The organism is Streptomyces sp. DSM 41931 (assembly GCF_050271085.1).
Taxonomy (GTDB): Bacteria; Actinomycetota; Actinomycetes; order Streptomycetales; family Streptomycetaceae; genus Streptomyces; species Streptomyces albogriseolus.
The window spans coordinates 1,906,467-1,924,162 of the sequence record NZ_CP189902.1; the positions used below are offsets into that span (position 1 = coordinate 1,906,467).

General features: G+C 74.3%; 16 protein-coding genes and 1 pseudogene. 7 read left to right on the forward strand and 10 right to left on the reverse strand.

Annotated features, from left to right (window positions below):
• Position 1: 1 nt before the first annotated feature.
• Positions 2-3,280, reverse strand: coding sequence for a BTAD domain-containing putative transcriptional regulator (locus ACP7TJ_RS08970; protein WP_266545683.1), 3,279 nt, complete (start codon positions 3,278-3,280; stop codon positions 2-4).
• Positions 3,281-3,427: 147 nt separating this feature from the next.
• Here ACP7TJ_RS08970 and ACP7TJ_RS08975 point away from each other — a divergent pair, with 147 nt between their 5' ends.
• Entirely contained in the window at positions 3,428-4,222 is a 795-nt protein-coding gene (locus ACP7TJ_RS08975) for a site-2 protease family protein (protein WP_167742899.1), read from the forward strand.
• A 101-nt stretch (positions 4,223-4,323) separates the two neighbouring features.
• On the opposite strand, the gene ACP7TJ_RS08980 is transcribed toward ACP7TJ_RS08975, so the two are convergent.
• Complete coding sequence (locus ACP7TJ_RS08980) at positions 4,324-4,515, reverse strand: hypothetical protein (RefSeq protein ID WP_193457516.1); 192 nt, start codon at positions 4,513-4,515, stop codon at positions 4,324-4,326.
• A gap of 54 nt (positions 4,516-4,569) precedes the next feature.
• A complete protein-coding gene (npdG, locus tag ACP7TJ_RS08985; RefSeq protein WP_093767864.1) occupies positions 4,570-5,286 on the reverse strand; it encodes an NADPH-dependent F420 reductase in 717 nt (238 codons plus the stop codon).
• Between the two features lie 143 nt (positions 5,287-5,429).
• Between npdG and ACP7TJ_RS08990 the strand changes: the two genes are divergently transcribed.
• Positions 5,430-6,032, forward strand: coding sequence for a hypothetical protein (locus ACP7TJ_RS08990; RefSeq protein WP_228919946.1), 603 nt, complete (start codon positions 5,430-5,432; stop codon positions 6,030-6,032).
• A 21-nt stretch (positions 6,033-6,053) separates the two neighbouring features.
• On the opposite strand, the gene ACP7TJ_RS08995 is transcribed toward ACP7TJ_RS08990, so the two are convergent.
• The gene (locus ACP7TJ_RS08995) at positions 6,054-6,281 is read right to left on the reverse strand and encodes a hypothetical protein (RefSeq protein WP_093767862.1); all 228 of its coding nucleotides are present in this window, start codon (positions 6,279-6,281) and stop codon (positions 6,054-6,056) included.
• A 58-nt stretch (positions 6,282-6,339) separates the two neighbouring features.
• On the opposite strand from ACP7TJ_RS08995, the gene map reads away from it, so the two are divergent.
• Both map and ACP7TJ_RS09005 read left to right on the forward strand, forming a co-directional pair.
• Positions 6,340-7,197: a type I methionyl aminopeptidase gene (gene map / locus ACP7TJ_RS09000; RefSeq protein WP_228919949.1), complete on the forward strand. Its 858-nt coding sequence runs from the start codon at positions 6,340-6,342 to the stop codon at positions 7,195-7,197.
• Positions 7,198-7,238: 41 nt separating this feature from the next.
• Complete coding sequence (locus tag ACP7TJ_RS09005; protein ID WP_427762723.1) at positions 7,239-7,886, forward strand: heme oxygenase (biliverdin-producing); 648 nt, start codon at positions 7,239-7,241, stop codon at positions 7,884-7,886.
• 58 nt (positions 7,887-7,944) lie between these two features.
• Here ACP7TJ_RS09005 and ACP7TJ_RS09010 read toward each other — a convergent pair whose 3' ends face one another.
• On the reverse strand, positions 7,945-8,634 hold the full coding sequence (locus ACP7TJ_RS09010) for a PhzF family phenazine biosynthesis protein (protein WP_427762724.1): 690 nt from the start codon (positions 8,632-8,634) through the stop codon (positions 7,945-7,947).
• Between the two features lie 225 nt (positions 8,635-8,859).
• Between ACP7TJ_RS09010 and ACP7TJ_RS09015 the strand changes: the two genes are divergently transcribed.
• Together ACP7TJ_RS09015 and ACP7TJ_RS09020 are read left to right on the forward strand one after the other, a co-directional pair.
• Positions 8,860-10,023, forward strand: coding sequence for a serine hydrolase domain-containing protein (locus ACP7TJ_RS09015; protein ID WP_427762725.1), 1,164 nt, complete (start codon positions 8,860-8,862; stop codon positions 10,021-10,023).
• 116 nt (positions 10,024-10,139) lie between these two features.
• Complete coding sequence (locus ACP7TJ_RS09020; RefSeq protein ID WP_427762726.1) at positions 10,140-11,147, forward strand: hypothetical protein; 1,008 nt, start codon at positions 10,140-10,142, stop codon at positions 11,145-11,147.
• Positions 11,148-11,193: 46 nt separating this feature from the next.
• Here ACP7TJ_RS09020 and ACP7TJ_RS09025 read toward each other — a convergent pair.
• Positions 11,194-11,928, reverse strand: a pseudogene (locus tag ACP7TJ_RS09025) (bifunctional DNA primase/polymerase).
• A gap of 215 nt (positions 11,929-12,143) precedes the next feature.
• Between ACP7TJ_RS09025 and ACP7TJ_RS09030 the strand changes: the two are divergent.
• Positions 12,144-13,025, forward strand: a complete 882-nt coding sequence (locus ACP7TJ_RS09030; protein ID WP_427762727.1) for a glycerophosphodiester phosphodiesterase — start codon at positions 12,144-12,146, stop codon at positions 13,023-13,025.
• A gap of 9 nt (positions 13,026-13,034) precedes the next feature.
• Here ACP7TJ_RS09030 and ACP7TJ_RS09035 read toward each other — a convergent pair whose 3' ends face one another.
• From ACP7TJ_RS09035 to ACP7TJ_RS09050, 4 genes are all read right to left on the reverse strand, one after another.
• Complete coding sequence (locus ACP7TJ_RS09035; RefSeq protein WP_167742908.1) at positions 13,035-13,655, reverse strand: TetR/AcrR family transcriptional regulator; 621 nt, start codon at positions 13,653-13,655, stop codon at positions 13,035-13,037.
• Positions 13,656-13,818: 163 nt separating this feature from the next.
• A complete protein-coding gene (locus ACP7TJ_RS09040) occupies positions 13,819-14,820 on the reverse strand; it encodes a small ribosomal subunit Rsm22 family protein (protein ID WP_189910236.1) in 1,002 nt (333 codons plus the stop codon).
• A gap of 263 nt (positions 14,821-15,083) precedes the next feature.
• The gene (locus tag ACP7TJ_RS09045) at positions 15,084-16,253 is read right to left on the reverse strand and encodes a serine hydrolase domain-containing protein (RefSeq protein WP_093767853.1); all 1,170 of its coding nucleotides are present in this window, start codon (positions 16,251-16,253) and stop codon (positions 15,084-15,086) included.
• Positions 16,214-17,557 (reverse strand): multidrug effflux MFS transporter, encoded by a 1,344-nt coding sequence (locus ACP7TJ_RS09050; protein ID WP_425821374.1) that lies wholly within the window; start codon positions 17,555-17,557, stop codon positions 16,214-16,216. The genes ACP7TJ_RS09045 and ACP7TJ_RS09050 overlap by 40 nt, the downstream gene beginning before the upstream one ends.
• Between the last annotated feature and the right edge of the window lie 139 nt (positions 17,558-17,696).

A 17,696-nucleotide genomic window follows, 5' to 3' on the forward strand; every position in this document is an offset into this window, starting at 1 on the left:
CTCACGCCGGATCGAGCAGGGCGACGGCCTCCTCCGGGGAGAGGCCGTCGCCCTCGGCGTACGCGGCCGCGAAGGCGGTCTCGTCCAGCACCTCCCGGATCCGGGCCTCGGCGTGGGCACGGGTCGTGCGCTCCACGAGGCCCGCCGTGTGTCCCTCGGGCAGCCAGGAGTCGGCGGCGCCCAGGCAGCGGGCCGCGTCCCGGGCGTGCCGTCCGCCGTCAAGACCGGCGAGGGCCGCGGCGGCCAGGACGACGTACGAGGCGCGCAGGTGCGGGGCCATGGCGACGACCAGCGAGTCGTCCGCCTGCCGCATCGCCTCCCGGACGATGTCGAGCGCGCGCTCGTCGTCGCCCGCGGCCACCTCGATGCCGGCCTCGGCGCCGAGGATGAACGCGTCGAAGACCACGTAGTGGGCGAGGCGGAACTCCTCGCGCAGCGCCCGCACATGCTCACGGGCCTCCGCCGTGCGTCCGCTCACGCACAGCCAGCCGATGAGGAACAGCCGGGCGGCGGGCAGCGCCTCGACGTGCCGGCCGCGGGTGCTGTCGATGACCTCGCGCAGCAGCCGCTCGCCCTGTTCGGTGTCGCCCGCCTCGATCAGCGCGGCGCCGAGCCGGGCGGTGAGCACGGCCGTGTGGGAGCGGGCGCCGAGGCGTTCGGCGTGCTCGATGGCCGCCGTGTAGTCGGTGGCGGCCTCCTGATAGGCGCCCGCGCGTTCCCGGGCCTCTCCGCGGGCGGAGAGCGCCTCGGCGATGCCCCAGGTGTCGCCGAGCCGCCGGTGGATCTCCAGGGCCTCGTCGGCGTCGCGGCGGGCGTCGCCGGCCCAGTCGCTGCGGTTGGCGAGGAAGTTGGCGCGCAGCTGGAGGTTGCAGGCCAGCTCCCACGCGTAGCCGGGCGTCTCACGGCAGGTGCGGACCGCCGCGTCCACCACCTCGCGCAGCCGGTCCATGTCGCCGGTGAGCATCACGGCGAACGTCCACAGCAGGCCCGGCGGACGGCAGACCTGTGGCTGGCCCGGCTCGTAGGTCGCGGAGATCAGGCGCAGCCGGTGCTGGGCCTGCGGGGTCTGCCAGTCGTCCAGCTCGGTGTCCATCTGGGCGAGATGGGCCAGGTGCACACCCCGGCGGGCCTCGGCGAGAACCTCGCCCGTCATCGGGGGCGGGGCCTCGGTGCAGCGCCGCCACAGCGGGGCGGCCGGCCGCACGGGTTCGGTGAACGGGTCGGGGCCGAGCGCCATGACCTCCTTGCACCAGTTGCGGGCCTCGATGCGCAGGTCGCGCATCTGCCAGTACCAGACCAGGGACAGGGTGACGCAGAGCGCCTCCTGCTCGTCGCGCCGGGCCACCGCGTGGCGCAGGGCGGTGCGCACGTTCTCGTACTCCCGCTCCAGCCGGGCGACGGCCTCCACCTGGCGCGGGCCGCGCAGCAACGGCTCGGTGGTACGGGCGAGTTCGCGGTAGTACGTCAGATGGGCGCGTTCGGCGTCGTCGCGTCCTCCGGTCTCGTCGAGACGTTCGCCCGCGTACTCGGCGACGGTCTCCAGCAGCCGGTAGCGCATCCCGCCGTCGCCCGACGGGGCGGCCACCACCAGCGACTTGTCGACGAGGGAGCCGAGCGCCTCCAGGGCGGCGGGGCCGCACACGGCCTCGGCGGCGGTGAGGTCGCAGCCGCCCGCGAAGACGGACAGGCGGCTCAGCACGTCGCGTTCGCCGGCGTCGAGCAGTTCCCAGGACCAGTCGACGACGGCCCGCAGGGTCTGCTGGCGGGGCAGGGCGGTGCGGCTGCCGGAGGTGAGGAGACGGAAGCGGTCGTCGAGCCGGCCGGCGATCTGGCGCGGCGTGAGCATCCGCAGCCGGGCGGCGGCGAGTTCGATGGCGAGGGGCAGGCCGTCGAGACGGCGGCAGATCTCGGCGCACGCCTCGGGGTCGTCGTCGGTGCGGAAGCCGGGGCGGGCGGCGGCCCCGCGCTCGGCGAGCAGACGCAGCGCCACCGGTTCGGGCAGCGGCTCCACGGGGCGCAGCGACTCGCCGCGCACGCCCAGGGGTTCACGGCTGGTGGCGAGGACGGTGAGGCCGGGGCAGCGTTCGAGGAGGGTCTCCACCAGGCGGGCGGCGGCCTCGACGACGTGCTCGCAGTTGTCGAGGATCAGCAGCATGCGGCGTGGCCCGCAGTGCTCGGCGAGCCGGTCCACGGGGGCGCTGTGCCGGTCGGTGACGGCCCGCATGCCCTCCGCGCCGGCGCCGTACAGCACGGTCTGGCGGGCGCCGACGGCGGTGAGGACCGCCTCGGGCACGGCGTCGGGGTCGTCCACGGGGGCGAGTTCGGCGAGCCACACGCCGTCGGGGTGGGCGGCCCGTACGGTCTCGGCGGCCTCCTGCGAGAGCCGGGTCTTGCCCGCCCCGCCCGGACCGAGGAGCGTCACCAGACGGGCGGCCGACAGGTCGGCGCGGATCGCCTCGATGTCCGTCTCGCGGCCGACGAAGGAGGTCAGCCGGGCGCGCAGGTTGCCGGGTGTGCCGCCGCCCGGCCGGGTGGGCGGTCCGGCCGGCTCCGGGCTGAGCAGCTCGGCGTGCAGGGCGCGCAGTTCCGCGCCGGGATCGGAGCCGAGCCGGTCGGCGAGCAGCCGGCGCACCTCGTCGTAGGCGGCGAGCGCCTCGGCGGTGCGGCCGGTGTCGCGCAGGGCGCGCAGCCGCAGCGCCTGGAGCGGTTCGTCCAGGGGGTGGCCGTCGCACAGGGCGGTCAGCTCGGGCAGGGACCGCTCGGCCTCGCCGAGGGCCAGGGCGGCGGTGTGGCGGGCGCGGAGCACGTCCAGGTGCCGGGTCTCCACGCGGGCCGCCTCGGCGGTCCGGTCGGGCAGCCCGGGCAGCGCGGGGCCGCCGCGCCACAGGGCGAGGGCGTCGTCGAGCACGGTGGCCGCCTTGGCGGGGTCGCCGTCGCCCAGCGCGCGCAGGCCCTCGCCGGCCAGCCGCTCGAAACGGTGCAGGTCGACGTCGTCGGGTGCGGCGGTGAGCCGGTAGCCGCCGTCGGCGGAGGCGACCGCGTCCGCGCCCAGCGCCCGGCGCAGCCGTCCCACCAGGGCCTGCACCGCGCCGGTGGCGTCGGTGGGCGGGTCGCCGTCCCAGACCTCCTCGACCAGCAGGCCGACCGGCACGCTGCGGCCGGCCCGCAGGGCGAGCACGGTCAGCAGGGCGCGCAGCCGTGCGCCGCCCACGGGAACGACGGTGCCGTCGGGGCGGACTGCCTGGGTGGTGCCGAGGATGCGGTAGCGCACGGGGTCCATTCTCTCCGGTGCCGGCCGGCGGAACGTCCGGCCGGGGTCAGGGGCGCCCTCACCTTGCACGGAACCGGGCGCCCGCGCGAAGCGTTTTCCCGGCGTGCCGGGTACGGTCGGGCAGGCCCGTGCGCTCTTCTCTGTACAGGGAGTTCCATGACCACCGCCGCCACCCGTCCCGGCGACCGACGGGTCAGTCCCGTCTTCCTGGGCATCCTGGCCGTCTCGGCGGTCACCGGCTGGGCCACCTGGACCGGGTTCGCGGCCGAGCCGGGGCTCGCGGTGTTCCTCTTCGTGACGTCCGCGTGGATCGTCTCCCTGTGCCTGCACGAGTACGCGCACGCGCGCACCGCCCTGCACGGCGGGGACATCTCGGTCGGCGCGAAGGGCTATCTCACGCTGAACCCGATGAAGTACACGCACGCGCTGCTGAGCATCGTGCTGCCCGTGGTGTTCGTGATCATGGGCGGGATCGGTCTGCCGGGCGGGGCCGTGTTCATCGAGCGCGCCCGGATCCGGGGCCGGTGGCGGCACAGCCTGATCTCGGCGGCGGGCCCGCTGACCAACGTGGCGTTCGCGGTGATCTGCACGGCGCCGTTCTGGCTGGGCGCCCTGGACGGCGTGCCGCCCGCCTTCCGGTTCGCCCTGGCGTTCCTCGCGCTGCTCCAGGTCACGGCGGCGATCCTGAACTTCCTGCCGGTGCCGGGGCTGGACGGCTACGGCGTGATCGAGCCGTGGCTCTCCCACTCCGTCCGCCGCCAGGTCGAGCCGTTCGCCCCGTTCGGCCTGCTCTTCGTCTTCGCCCTGCTGTGGGTGCCGTCCGTGAACGGCGTCTTCTTCGACATGATCGACGCGGTGCTGGGCTTCCTGTGCGTCGAGGAACTCGACACTTACTGCGGCTTCGACCTGTTCCGCTTCTGGCGGGGTGCGGACGAGTACTGCGCGGTCTGAGACCGCCGCTGCGCGCAGGCGGAGGCGCCCTTCAGGGGCGCGGGGAACTGCGCGACCAGCCACGGACTACCCGCAGCTCGGCAGGGCTGTCCCCTTCGGGGTCAGTCGGTGGCCGGGGTGTCGGGGCCGGTGGCTCGGGCTCGGCGGACGTAGTACCAGGTCATGTTCGACGACAGCCCCGCCATGAGGATCCACACGACGCCGATCAGCACGCTGCCCTCCACGAAGGAGACGACGGCCGCGGCGACGGCGAGGAGGCACACGACGAGGGCGTAGACGGCGAGGCGGGGCATGGCGGGGGGCTCCTGTCGGGGGACACTGCTTCCGCTCCAGTGTCCCCCATCGCCTCATACGTCCGTGACGCGGAGCCCGGCGTGCGCCTTGTAGCGGCGGTTGACCGAGATCAGGTTGGCGACCAGCGACTCCACCTGGTGGGCGTTGCGCAGCCGCCCGGCGAAGATGCCCCGCATGCCGGGGATGCGCCCGGCCAGCGCCTGGACGATCTCCACGTCGGCGCGGACCTCGCCGAGGACCATCACGTCGGTGTCGATCTCGTCGATCCCGGGGTCCTGGAGCAGTACCGCCGACAGGTGGTGGAACGCGGCGGTGACACGGGAGTCCGGCAGCAGCGCGGCGGCCTGCTGGGCGGCGCTGCCCTCCTCCGGCTTCAGTGCGTAGGCGCCCTGCTTGTCGAAGCCCAGCGGGTTGACGCAGTCCACGACGAGCTTGCCGGCGAGTTCCTCGCGGAGGGACTCGAGGGTCTTGCCGTGGCCGTCCCAGGGGACGGCGACGATGACGATGTCGCTGCGCCGCGCGGTCTCGGCGTTGTCGGCGCCCTCGACGCCGTGCCCGAGCTCCTCGGCCGCGGCCTGCGCCCGTTCGGCCGCGCGGGAGCCGATGATCACCTTCTGGCCGGCCTTGGCGAGCCGGTAGGCGAGGCCCTTGCCCTGCGGTCCGGTGCCGCCGAGCACGCCGACGACGAGGCCGGAGACGTCGGGCAGGTCCCAGGGGTCCTTGGCGGGGGCCTTCCGCGGGGGCTGCTGTGCGCTGTCGGTAGAGGTCATGGCCCGACTCTACGGCGGCGGACGCCCCCGCAGCGGCCGGGCGTGAGGCCCGTCACCCGGCGTCCCGCCCGTGTCCCCGGGTCGGGCGAACCGTGACCGAACACCAGGACGCGGGCGTGCCGTTGGGGGCAGGATGCGGCGGCATGGACGCCGTACGGGTCGCGCTGCTGAGGGAAGTACTCGCGGGGACGGAGTGGCTGGGGGCGACCCGGCACTTCGCGGGGACGCTGCGCGGGTCGGTGGTGTCGCACGGCGGCGGGCTGCTGCTGGTGGGCACGCCGGAGTACGAACCGTGGCACCTGGCGGCGCACCTGGTGGACGAGGCGGCCTGGTCGGGCACCCCGGAGCTGGCGCCGACGCTGGTGCGGCACGGCGCGCGCGCCACGGACCCGGCGCACCTGGCGGTGGGCCTGGGCCGGCTGGAGGCGGCACGGCGGGGCGAGACGCTGCTGGTGGTGGCGCCCGGCGAGCCGCCCGCGGCGCTGCTGGAGCGGGTGTCGGACGCCCGCCGCGCCGGGGCGACGCTGCTGTCGCTGGGTCCGGAGGCGGGTGAGCTGCCGGCGCTGGCGCACGAGGTGCTGCCCGTCCCGGACGGCTCCGAGCTGGACCTGGACACCGTGCAGCACCTGGTGAGCGCGGCGGCCGGGGAGAACGCGCTGCCCGCCCGCCGGGGCCGCCGCCGTGTCCGGGACCGGCTGTCCCGGCTGGCCGACCTGCTCACCGCCCCGCCGCCGACCCGCTGGTGACGCGTCGGCTCAGTCCTCGTCTCAGTCCTCGTCGCGGCCCTTCGGCGCGTCGTGCCACGCGGGGTCGTTCTCCCACTGGAGGTTGCGCTCGCGGGCGGTCTCCATCGCGTGTTCCGCCTCGGTACGGCTCGCGTACGGGCCGAAGCGGTCCTTGGCCGGGCACTCGGGCCCTTCCTCGACCTTCTTGTGCTCCAGGCAGTAGTACCACTCGCCGGGTTTCCCGGCCGTGCGCTTCTTGAACAGGGGCATGACGGCTCCTCTCGCCACGGAAGATGGTCCCCCGTCGCGGCTGAATTAGACTCGCGGCATGTCTGGCCAGTCACTCCTCGTACCGGGGAAGCTCTCCCCCACCCGCTCCGTGCCCGGGAACATCCGCCGTCCCGAGTACGTCGGCAAGCCCGCGCCCACCCCGTACACCGGGCCGGAGGTGCAGACGCCCGAGACGATCGAGGCGATGCGGCGCGCCGGCCGGATCGCGGCCCGCGCGATGGAGGAGGCGGCGAAGCTCATCGCGCCCGGCGTGACGACGGACGAGCTGGACAAGGTGGCGCACGAGTACATGTGCGACCACGGCGCCTACCCGTCGACGCTCGGCTACCGCGGCTTCCCCAAGTCGCTGTGCACGTCCGTCAACGAGGTCATCTGCCACGGCATCCCGGACTCGACGGTGCTGCGCGACGGCGACATCGTCAACCTGGACGTGACCGCGTACATCGGCGGGGTGCACGGCGACAACAACGCCACGTACCTGGTCGGCGACGTGGACGAGGAGAGCCGCCTGCTGGTGGAGCGGACCCGGGAGGCGCTGAACCGCGCCATCAAGGCGGTGAGGCCGGGCCGCCAGATCAACATCATCGGCCGGGTGATCGAGTCGTACGCGAAGCGGTTCGGCTACGGGGTGGTCCGGGACTTCACCGGGCACGGCATCAACTCGTCCTTCCACTCGGGCCTGATCATCCCGCACTACGACAGCCCGCACGCGACGACGGTGATGCAGCCGGGGATGACCTTCACCATCGAGCCGATGCTGACGCTCGGCACCCACGAGTACGACATGTGGGACGACGGCTGGACGGTGGTGACGAAGGACCGCAGGCGCACGGCGCAGTTCGAGCACACGCTGGTGGTCACGGACACCGGGGCGGACATCCTGACCCTGCCGTGACGCCCGGCGCCTCTCCACCCCCATCCGCGGAAGACCGGCACATGGACCCCTTCTCGACCCTGATCCGCACCGCCTCCCACGAGCGGCACGTCGAGGCGGAGACCTCGCCCTTCATGACCGCTCTGCTGGGCGGACGGCTGGGCGTGGACGCCTACGCGCGCTACACCGAGCAGCTGTGGTTCGTGTACGAGGCACTGGAGTCCGGCGCACGGGACCTGGCGTCGGACCGGGTGGCGGGCCCGTTCATCCGCCCGGAGCTGTTCCGGCTCGCCGCCCTGGAGCGGGACCTGGGGCATCTGCGCGGCCCGGACTGGCGCGCGACCCTGACCGCCCTGCCCGCGACGCGGGTCTACGCGGACCGGGTGGCGGCCGTGGCCCGCGCGTGGCCGGCGGGGTACATCGCGCACCACTACACCCGTTACCTGGGCGACCTCTCGGGCGGTCAGATCATCCGCGACAAGGCGGAGCGGACCTGGGGGTTCGCGAAGAAGGGCGACGGCGTCCGCTTCTACGTCTTCGAGGACATCGCCAACCCGGCCGCGTTCAAGCGGGAGTACCGGGCGCTGCTGGACGGGGTGCCGGTGGACGACCTGGAGAAGCAGCGCGTCGTGGCCGAGTGCAGGCGGGCGTTCTCGCTGAACTCGGACGTGTTCCGGGCGCTGGGCGAGGAGTTCCCGCTGTCGGCGTGAGCGGGCCTCCGGCACGCCGGGCGGCGCCCTTGACGGTGCCGCCCGTTCGTCCTGCCGGTCAGCGCTCCAGGTAGACCCGGCCGCCGACCTCCGTCCAGCCCTCCGGCTGCGGCGCCGTGAGGATCTGCGAGCCGGCGCCCTGGGTGATGTTCAGGGCACGTCCCAGCCGGTCGGTGAGCAGCAGCGCCGCGGCGCCGGTGGCCTCGTCCTCGTCGATGCCCCCGGCGCAGGCGCCGGCTCCACCGGAGCGGCTGTCGCCGCGCCCATCCGTGCGGCCCGGGAAGGCGCGGGCCCGGATCCGCCCGGCCGGCTCGTCCGCCCAGGCCCAGGCGTAGATCCACTCGCCCTTCGGGGGCACGGGCAGCTCGTCCACCTCGGCGGCGGTGGCGTACTGCCGCAGGGTGCGCGGCGGCACCCACTCCGCCCGCGCCTCGATCCAGCAGAACTCCCCGTCCTGCCGGGCGCCCACGACCCCGGCGGGCGTCACGAGTTCGGGCACGTCGAGCAGCCAGGCGGCGCCGACGCAGGGGTGGCCCGCGAAGGGCAGGCGGGTGGTGGGGGTGTAGATGTCGATCACCCCGCGCTCGGGGTCGTCGACGAACACGGTCTCGCTGAAGCCGAGTTCGGCGGCGAACTTCTGGCGCTCGTCCGGCCCGGGCAGAACCGAGCCGTCCCGGACGACGCCCAGTTCGTTGCCGTATCCGCCGCGTGGGCCGCAGAAGACACGCAGCACGTCGTAAGCAGTCACGGGGGCATTCAAGCACCGTCCGCGACCCCCGGCCGCCCGCGGCCCGGGCGCCTGCCCGTCTCGGGGTCACGGCCCTGGGAAGCCCCTTACGAGACAGGCCGGTTGGTAGGGGACGTCTCAGGGGCGGGCCTCGTCACCGCGTACGATCCCGCCGCCGCTCTTGATCACCAGGATGGTTCCCGTCCGCAGCTCGTATGCACGAACCGCCGCGATCGGAGCCCTTCCATGACCTCAGGCAGCACCACCGCCCGTGCCCGCGCCACGACCGTGTGCGCCCTGCTGGCCTCGTCCCTGCTGCTCGTCCCCCTCGCCGGGACGGCCGCCGCCCACCCCGAGCCGGACTCCCCCGCCGTCTCCGCGCCTCGTACCGGCGGATTCGACGCGACCGCGCTGGAGCGGGCGCTCGCCGAGGTCCCCGACGGGGACGTCTCCGCGGCGCTGATCCGGGTCGGCGGCAAGGGCAGCTGGTCGGGCACCGCGGGCGTCCGGGACCTGCGCACGGGGGCGCCCGCGTTGCCGCACGCCCGCTTCCGCGCCGGTTCCACGACCAAGGTGGTGACCGCGGCGGTCGTGCTCCAGCTCGTCGGGGAGAAGCGCGTCGCGCTCGACGCGCCCGTCAGCCGCTATCTGCCGGACCTGCTCCCGGCGTCCTTCACCGAGCCCCCGACGGTACGTCACCTGCTCACCTACACCAGCGGGCTGCGCCCCGGCGCGAGCCTCGGCTCGACGACCGAGGAAATGTACCCCCGCCGGTTCGAGACGCTCACCCCGGAGGAGGTGGTGGCCGCGTCCGTCGCCCAGGGCCCTGCGCACACCCCGGGCGAGCGGCAGGTGTACGGGAACATCCACTACACCGTGCTCGCCATGCTCATCGAGGCGGTGACCGGCGACAGCTACGAACACCAGGCGGCCGTACGGGTCTTCCGCCCCCTCGGCATGCGGCACACCGGCTTCCCCGGCGGCCCCGACCCCCGCATCCACGGCCCGCACCACCGCGCCTACACCGACATCGACGGCCGGACCACCGACGTCACCGAGTGGAACATGTCCGACCGCTGGGCGGTCGGGGACATGATCTCCACCACCGCCGACCTGGAGCGTCTGGTGTTCGGCGTGTTCAGCGGCAAGGTCGTCCCGCGGTCGCTGCTGGATGAGATGTTCACCGTGCCGGACATCGACGGCGCCACCTACGGGATGGCCCTTGAACGGTTCGTGATCGACGGCCGGGAGATCTGGGGCAAGACCGGCTCCCGCCCCGGCTACCACACGGTGCTGGGCGCGACCCGGGACCTGTCCCGCACCGTGGTCTACTCGGTCAACGCCAAGAGCGCCCGCGAGGACGGCTTCCCGCTCGTGCGGCGCTTCGCCATGCCGGCCTTCGCGAGCTGACCCGTCCGGCTGCCGGGTTCAGGTCACGGTGTGGCCGCTGTGGCCGGTCCCCGCGTCCGGTCCCGGAGGCGTCCCGGTAGGGTTCGCCTCCGGGAAGGGGAAGGTGAAGCAACCGGATGAGCAGGGATCTCGGTCTTCGTAGGCTCCACGGACTCCGCGGGCCCCGCGGGCCTCGCCGTACCGCGCTGATCGCGGCCTCCGTGACCGCGCTGTCGCTGACGGCGAGCGGCTGCGTGGTGGTGCACGGCGAGCGTGAGGTGCTCCCGGCGACCACCCGCGCCGAAGCGGCCGAGGCGCTCAAGGAGTTCACGGCCGCGTACAACGCGGCCGACAAGGCGTACGACCCCTCCCTGGACGCCGACCGCACCACCGGCGCGCTCGCCGACATCGACGGGGCCCGGCTGAAGGCGGGCAAGGTCAACAACCCGGACGGCAACCCGGGTCACGCGCCGCTGGAGCTGTCCGACGCGAAGTTCACCATCCCCGCCAAGGCGGGCTGGCCGCGCTGGTTCCTCGCCGACGCGGCCGCCAACAAGGGCGGTGACGTCCGCTGGCTGCTGGTGTTCACCCGCGACGCGCTGGACGACCCGTGGGAGGTGGCGTATCTGACGCTGGTCTCCCCGGACGACATACCGGAGTTCAAGACGGACCGGGACGGCTGGGCCGAGGCCGTCCCCGCGAACTCCACCGATGTCGCGGTCGCGCCGGGCGAGTTGAGCCAGAAGTACGCCACCTATCTGAAGGACGGCGGGGACGGTTTCGCGGACGGTCCGCACACCAGCGTGTGGCGGGACACCCGGAAGCAGAAGTCGGTGCGGCCGGGTCTGGCCACGCAGTACATCGACGAGCCGCTGGTGAACGGCGACTACGCGCCGCTGGCGCTGCGCACGGCGGACGGCGGGGCGCTGGTGTTCTTCACGACGCGGCACTTCGAGAAGCAGACGGCGGCGGCCGGTGCGACGGTGCCGACGCCGAACGAGGACGTGCTGGCGCTGACCAGCGGGGAGATACGTCAGTCGCTGACGTTGGAGTTCGTCTCGAACGAGGTGGCGCTGGACCCGGCGGACGGTCCGGTGGAGGTGCTGGGGCGGATCCAGGGGCTGACGTCCGCGAAGGGCGAGTAGCGGCGGGCGGACGGCGCGCGGTGACCGGCGTGAGGGTCCGCGGCGTTCAGTGGTGGAGGGGCCAGGCGGCCCCGGTGGGGTCGGGCTGGTCGCCCGCGTACCGGGCGCAGGCGTCCGTGAGGTACTCCAGCAGGCTCAGCGGGTCGGGCAGCGGATGCTCGGGGCCGCGTACCCAGCGGACCGACGGGTCGTCGTCGCCGGGGAGGCGGGCCGGCGGGACGAGGACGTAGGAGCCCCGGCAGTGCCAGCGCAGTCCGGGATGCTCGTCCATGGTCTCCGGATGGCAGTCCAGCTCGCAGGGCCACCACTCGTCCTCGTCCTCGGGGGTGCCCCGGGTGAGGGTGAAGAACAGCATGCGGCCGTCGTCGCTCTCGGCGACCGGGCCGACCTCGACCCCGGCCTCCAGCAGACGGTCCAGGGCTTCGCGGCCCGCGTCGAGGGGGACGTCGAGGACGTCGTGCGTCATGCCGGTCGCGGTGATGAAGTTGGCCTGCGGCTGGTGGCGGGCCCAGCGCTCGATCTGGCCGCGGTCGGTGGTCGACTGGGTCTGCCAGGCGAAGGACACCGGGTGCCGGGCGGGGGTGGGACAGCCCACGCGGTCGCAGGAACAGCGGTAGCCGGCGGGGTGCGCGGCGGGCGCGAGCGGCAGTCACGCTTCGGCGGCGGCGAGCAGCAGGGTCTCACGGCCGCCGTCGCCAGCGGCCTGCTTCGGGCGGCGTCCTCGCAGCCACTGGGAGAGTTTGCCCTGCCGGCCGCTCCGGCCGCCGAACTCCGCGCTCATCTATCCCCTCGCCTCGCCGTCGTGCGCTCCAGCATGCCCTATGGTCCCACGATCGTGCGCATCGGGGGCCCGAAGCCCGTAATCACCGCAGGTGGGACGAGGGTGATGCGACAGGGCGCAAGCTGACCGGTGGGGCGAAGGGGACATCCGCGGGGCGCGGCGGGCCGGGTGTCGGTGCACGGTCCGCCCGGGTGGGCCCGCCTACCGTGGGCGCCATGGTCATGTGGATCGCGTCGTCCGCGCCGGCCGCCCTGGTCTCCGTGGTGTCCCTGGCCGCGCTGACGCTCACCGGGAACGGCGGCCCCCTCCCGCCGGAGTGGGGCGACGGCCCGCTGACGGTGGACTCGCTGCCCCGGGTGACGTACGTGGCGCACCGCGGCGGGGCGCGCGAGGTGCCGGAGAACAGCATGTCGGGGCTGATGACGGCGTACCGGCGCGGTACGGCGCAGGTGCTGGACCTGGACACCCGGGTGCTGCGGGACGGCACGCCGGTGGTCTTCCACGACGCGACCCTGAACCGTACGACCTTCCTGGGCGGGGAGGTGCGGAAGCTGGACGCGGAGGAGTGGAAGGGGGTGCGGCTGCGTCCGCGCGACCGGCTGCCGGGGAGCTGGCGGTCGGAGCGGCCGCCGACGGTCGAGGAGGTGCTGGACCGGCTGGGCGGGCGGATCCTGCTGATGCTGGAGCTGAAGGACCCGGCCGGTCTTGAGCGGGTGGCCGGGATGATCCGGGAGCGGGGGCTGACCCGGTCGGTGTTCGTCAACACCAACGACCCGCGGGTGGCGGACCGGGTGCACCGGCTGGGGCTGCTGACCCAGCTGTGGCGCTCGGCCGGGCAGATGCGCACCGACCGGCCGGAGCGGTGGCGTTCCTTCGTCGACCTGCTGGACGTCGACATCCACGCGCGTGACGCGGACCTGGCACGGGCGGTGCGGTCGGGCATCCCGCGCGTGTGGGCGCACACCGTCGTCACCCCGGCCCAGCGCGACCGCGCCCTGGCGCTCGGCTGCGACGGCGTCCTCACCGACGCGCCGGGGCGGCTGGCACGGCACCGGACGCGGGTGCCGGGGCCGGTCAGCTCGGTGACGGGGCGCTGAGGACCGGTCTCAGCGGGGGGCCAGGCCGTGCAGGGCGTAGTCGACGAGGGTGTCGGTGTACGCGTGGGTGATCGGGCCGGTGTACTGCAGCCAGCGCTGGGCGAGCGGGGAGACGAACAGCTCCAGGGCGATGCGCGGATCGATGTCGGGGCGGACCTCCCCGGCCTCCTGCGCGGCGCGCAGCCGGTCGACGTAGAGCTGGAGCTGGGGTTCGAGGAGCTGGGCGACGAAGCGGCGGCCGAGCTCCTCGTTGACGACGCCCTCGGCGGCCAGGGCACGGGAGGGCGCCTCGAAGGCGGGGTCGCGTAGCTCGTCGACGGTGGCGCGCAGGACGTTCTTGAGGTCGGCGGCGAGGTCCCCGGTGTCCGGGATGCTGTACGGCGCCTGTCCGGCGGCCTCGGCGGCCTGGTTGCTCAGATCCAGGAACGCCTCGAGCAGTACGTCCGCCTTCGACGACCACCAGCGGTAGATCGTCTGCTTGCCGACGCCGGCGCGGGAGGCGATCCCCTCGATGGTGGTCTTCGGGTACCCCACCTCGGCGACGAGGGCGAGGGCGGCGTCGTAGATGGCACGACGGGACCGCTCGCTGCGGCGCGAGGTGTCGGGGGCGGGCGACTGGTTCTGGGCCATGGCTCGAATTTATCAGGTTGACAAGACGCGACGTCTCGCCGGACGCGCGCCTTCACCGCGGCGGCGCGGCCGACCGCATCCGGGCCGCAGTGCCCTGCCCGGCGAGGCCCTCAGCGCGACGCGCGCCAGGAGGGCGACGCGGGGCGGAGCGCTGCCGTCGCGCTCACTCCTGCCCGGGCTCCGGCGGCCACGGGTCGCCCCAGTCCGTGTCGCGGGCGGCGCGGTAGAGGGCGCCGTGGCGTTTGGTGATCGTGGTGCGGTTCAGGGCCGGGTCCGTCTCGCAGAGGTCGAGGAGGACCTGGCCCTTGCGGATCTGCGGCTTGCGGACGACGCGGGCGGGGGCCGGGGTGACCGGCCGGCGGGTCGCGGCGACGTAGCTGAACTTCTCGTCCTCGTAGGCGAGGGTGCCGCCCTTGATCTGGCGGTGCAGCGAGGAGCGGCTGACCCGCGCCGAGAAGTGGCACCAGTCCGTGCCGGGCACGATCGGGCAGGCCGCGCTGTGCGGGCAGGGCGCGGCCACGTGGAAGCCGGCGGCGATCAGACGGTCGCGGGCCTCGATCACGCGGGCGTAGCCGTCGGGGGTGCCGGGCTCCACGATCACCACGGCCTGCGCGGCGTCGGCGGCGGCGTCGACGAGGGCGGCGCGGTCGGGGGCGGTGAGTTCGTTGAGCACGTAGGAGACGGTGACGAGGTCCGCCGGCGCCAGGCTGAGCGCGGATCCGATCCGGGCGCGCTCCCAGCGGGCGCCGCGCAGGGCGGGGTGACCGGCGGCCAGCTCACGGCCGAGGTCGAGCGCGGGCGCGGCCCAGTCCAGCACGGTCACCGGACGCTCCCCGTCCCAGGTCGCGCTCACCGCCCACGCCGCCGCGCCGGTGCCGCCGCCGACGTCGGCATGGCTCCCGGGCGTCCACCCGGGCACGGCGTCGGCGAAGGCCCGCAGCGCCGCGTGCACCGCCTCGAACGTGGCGGGCATCCGGTACGCGGCGTACGCGGCCACGTCGGCGCGGTCGCGCAGGATGGGGGTGTCGGTGGGGGTGGCGCCCCGGTAGTGGCCGATCAGCCGCTCGACGGCCTGCGCGGCCTGCCGCGCCGGGATCCCGTCCAGCAGCCCGGCGAGGGCGGCGCGCAGGGAGTCGGCGGTGTGGAGGGGGGCGGGGGCGTTCACCCGGCGATTCTATTGCCCCCTCCGGGGGCCTCTGTTCCGCGTGCGGCCCGCAGGCGGGGCCCTGCGGCTCCGCCGCGGCCGACCCTCCGAGGCCCCGGGACGCCTCCCGCCCTCGGCCCGTACAGTGCCCGCCACGAAAGCGCTCCGGCACCTGGGCAGGGCGCGCGGCGCCTGGACTCCCCGGACCCCGGGGGGCGCGCACGACCCCGCGGAAGCGCCGGTACGCCGCCCTTACCGGGGGCCGCCCGCAGAGGCGAGCCCCCTCATCTCCCCCGTACCGCCCGCGCCACCCGGGTCGCCGCCTCCGCGCGCGGGGTGCTGTCGGGTGGGGTGGGGCGGCGGGGGTGGACCGTGTTGGCGAGGAGGACCACGAAGGTGTCCGTGGCGCGGTCCAGGACCAGGGACGTACCCGTGAAGCCGGAGTGCCCCGCCGCACCGCGTCCCGCGAGGGCGCCCATGAACCAGGGCCGGTCCACGGCGAAGCCGAGGCCTGGGGCCCGGAGCATCAGGTCCACGTGGTCGGGGCCGAGGATCCGCGCGGGTCCGTACGACCCGCCCGCCAGCAGGGTGCGGCAGAAGACCGCCAGGTCGCCCGCCGTGGAGAAGAGCCCGGCGTGGCCGGCGACCCCGCCCAGCGCCCAGGCGTTCTCGTCGTGCACCTCGCCCCGCAGCATCCCCCGGTCCGCCTTGGCCCAGGGCCGCCGCTGGTCCTCGGTCGCCGCGGCCGTCGGGCACGGCCCGAACCCGGTCGCGTCCATGCCGAGGGGCCGGGTGATGCCGTCGCGCACCAGGACGTCGAGGGTGCGGCCGGTGAGCCGCTCCAGGACGTGCTGGAGCAGCAGCATGTTGAGGTCGGAGTAGCAGTACGTGCCGGGCGCGGCGACCGGCCGTTCCGCGCGCAGCAGCGCCAGGCGTTCCGCGTCGTCGGCGCAGTCGTACAGGGGCAGTTCGGGGCGCAGCCCGGAGGTGTGGGTGAGCAGCTGGCGCACGGTGATGCCGTGCCGTACGGCGGCCGTGAAGTCCGGCAGATACGTGCCGACGCGCGCGTCGAGGCCCAGCGTGCCCCGCTCGATCCGCTGCACGGCGGCCACCGAGGTGAACAGCTTGGTGACGGAGGCCAGGTCGAAGGGGGTGTCCACGGTCATCGGCACCCGCTGCTCCGGCGGCAGTTCGACGGGCGCGTCCGCGTGCTCGTCGTAGCCGGCGTAGCGCACCGCCCAGCCCGCCGCCTCCTCGACGGCGATGACCGGACCGCGTCCGACGACCACCACCGCGCCCGCCGCCCAGGGCCGTGGCCCCTCGGTGCGGGCGCGGACCTCCTGGGCCAGACGCCGCAGCTCCCCGGCGTCGAGCCCGGCGCGTTCCGGGGTGCCCCGGCGCAGTCGCGGGGTGCTCAGACGCCCCCGCCCTTCGTGCTCGTCCCGTTCTTCCACGGGCGGCACATTCCCAGGAAGCAGGCCGTCGCCACCAGGGCGGAGGCCAGCTGGACGACGGCCATCGGGACGGCGGTGTCCTCGCCGGCGATGCCGACCAGCGGGGAGGCGATCGCGCCGATGAGGAAGGACGTCGTGCCGAGCAGGGCGGACGCGGAGCCGGCCGCGTGCCGGGCCCGCATCAGCGGGAGCGTCTGGGTGTTGGGCATGACGATGCCCATGGACGACATCAGCACGAAGAGCGCCGCGGCGACCGGCACCAGGCCCGTCTCGCCGAAGACGCCCAGCGACATCAGCAGCAACGCGGTGGCGGCGGCGACCACGACGGCGAGTCCGGCGCCGAGCGCCTTGTCCAGCCGGACCCGGCCGACCAGGATCTTCCCGTTGACCTGGCCCATGATCATCAGGCCGATCGAGTTGAGCCCGAACAGCAGACTGAAGGTCTGCGGGGAGGCGCCGTAGATCTCCTGCATGACGAACGGGGAGGCCGCGACGTACGAGAAGAGGGCGGCGAAGGCGAAGCCGCCGGCGAGCATGTAGCCGGTGAAGACCCGGTCGGCGAGGAGCCGGCGCATCGGAGCGAGGGCGTCGCCGACGTTCCCACCGTGCCGGTCGGCCGGGGCCAGCGTCTCGGGCAGCTTCGTCCACACGAGCGCCGTCAGCAGCACGCCGAGGACGGTGAGGACGACGAACACGCCCCGCCAGTCCGTGAACCGCAGCACCTGACCGCCGATCAGCGGAGCCAGGATCGGCGCCATGCCGGAGATCAGCATGAGGGTCGAGAAGAAGCGGGCCAGGGCCACGCCGTCGTACAGGTCACGGGCGACCGCCCGCGCGATGACGATGCCGGCCGCGCCCGCGAGGCCCTGCGCCAGCCGGCAGGCGACGAGGAGTTCGACGGTCGGCGCGAACGCGCACAGCGCGGTGGCCACGACGTAGATCGCGAGACCGACGAGCAGGGGCCGGCGGCGGCCCCAGCGGTCACTCATCGGACCGACCACGAGCTGCCCGAGCGCCATGCCGGCCAGGCACGCGGTGAGGGTGAGCTGGACGGTCGCGGCGGGTGCGTTCAGCGACCGGGTGACCTCCGGCAGGGCCGGGAGGTACATGTCCATCGCCAGCGGTGTCACGGCGGTCAGGCCGCCGAGGATGAAGGTGACCAGCAGGCCGGTACGCGGCACCGCGACCGCGTCGCGCTGTTCCGGCGTGGCCGCCGGCGCGCCGTGGGCGGCAGCCTCCGCCACCGAGCCCCCCGATGCCCCGCTTTCAGTCGATTTGGGTATGGACGCCCCACCCTCGGGCATGTGACCCCTCCCTTTTCATGCCATCGGCTCCCTATGCTCTCAGCTCGTACGGAGTGCTCGGCGTCGACGGCGATGTCATGGGAGCGCTTCCATCGGCTATCGCCGACGATACGGCGAACGACACGATCAGGGTGGGACG

Excerpts from the sequence above, each read along its gene's own strand:
- ACP7TJ_RS09005 (WP_427762723.1), top strand. The coding sequence starts at position 7,239 with ATGGACCCCTTCTCGACCCTGATCCGCACCGCCTCCCACGAGCGGCAC.
- ACP7TJ_RS09020 (WP_427762726.1), top strand. The coding sequence starts at position 10,140 with ATGAGCAGGGATCTCGGTCTTCGTAGGCTCCACGGACTCCGCGGGCCC.
- ACP7TJ_RS09015 (WP_427762725.1), top strand. The coding sequence starts at position 8,860 with ATGACCTCAGGCAGCACCACCGCCCGTGCCCGCGCCACGACCGTGTGC.
- npdG (WP_093767864.1), bottom strand. The coding sequence starts at position 5,286 with ATGACCTCTACCGACAGCGCACAGCAGCCCCCGCGGAAGGCCCCCGCC.
- ACP7TJ_RS09030 (WP_427762727.1), top strand. The coding sequence starts at position 12,144 with ATGGTCATGTGGATCGCGTCGTCCGCGCCGGCCGCCCTGGTCTCCGTG.
- ACP7TJ_RS08990 (WP_228919946.1), top strand. The coding sequence starts at position 5,430 with ATGGACGCCGTACGGGTCGCGCTGCTGAGGGAAGTACTCGCGGGGACG.
- ACP7TJ_RS08970 (WP_266545683.1), bottom strand. The coding sequence starts at position 3,280 with ATGGACCCCGTGCGCTACCGCATCCTCGGCACCACCCAGGCAGTCCGC.
- ACP7TJ_RS08980 (WP_193457516.1), bottom strand. The coding sequence starts at position 4,515 with ATGCCCCGCCTCGCCGTCTACGCCCTCGTCGTGTGCCTCCTCGCCGTC.
- ACP7TJ_RS09035 (WP_167742908.1), bottom strand. The coding sequence starts at position 13,655 with ATGGCCCAGAACCAGTCGCCCGCCCCCGACACCTCGCGCCGCAGCGAG.
- ACP7TJ_RS08975 (WP_167742899.1), top strand. The coding sequence starts at position 3,428 with ATGACCACCGCCGCCACCCGTCCCGGCGACCGACGGGTCAGTCCCGTC.
- ACP7TJ_RS09050 (WP_425821374.1), bottom strand. The coding sequence starts at position 17,557 with ATGCCCGAGGGTGGGGCGTCCATACCCAAATCGACTGAAAGCGGGGCA.
- ACP7TJ_RS08995 (WP_093767862.1), bottom strand. The coding sequence starts at position 6,281 with ATGCCCCTGTTCAAGAAGCGCACGGCCGGGAAACCCGGCGAGTGGTAC.
- map (WP_228919949.1), top strand. The coding sequence starts at position 6,340 with ATGTCTGGCCAGTCACTCCTCGTACCGGGGAAGCTCTCCCCCACCCGC.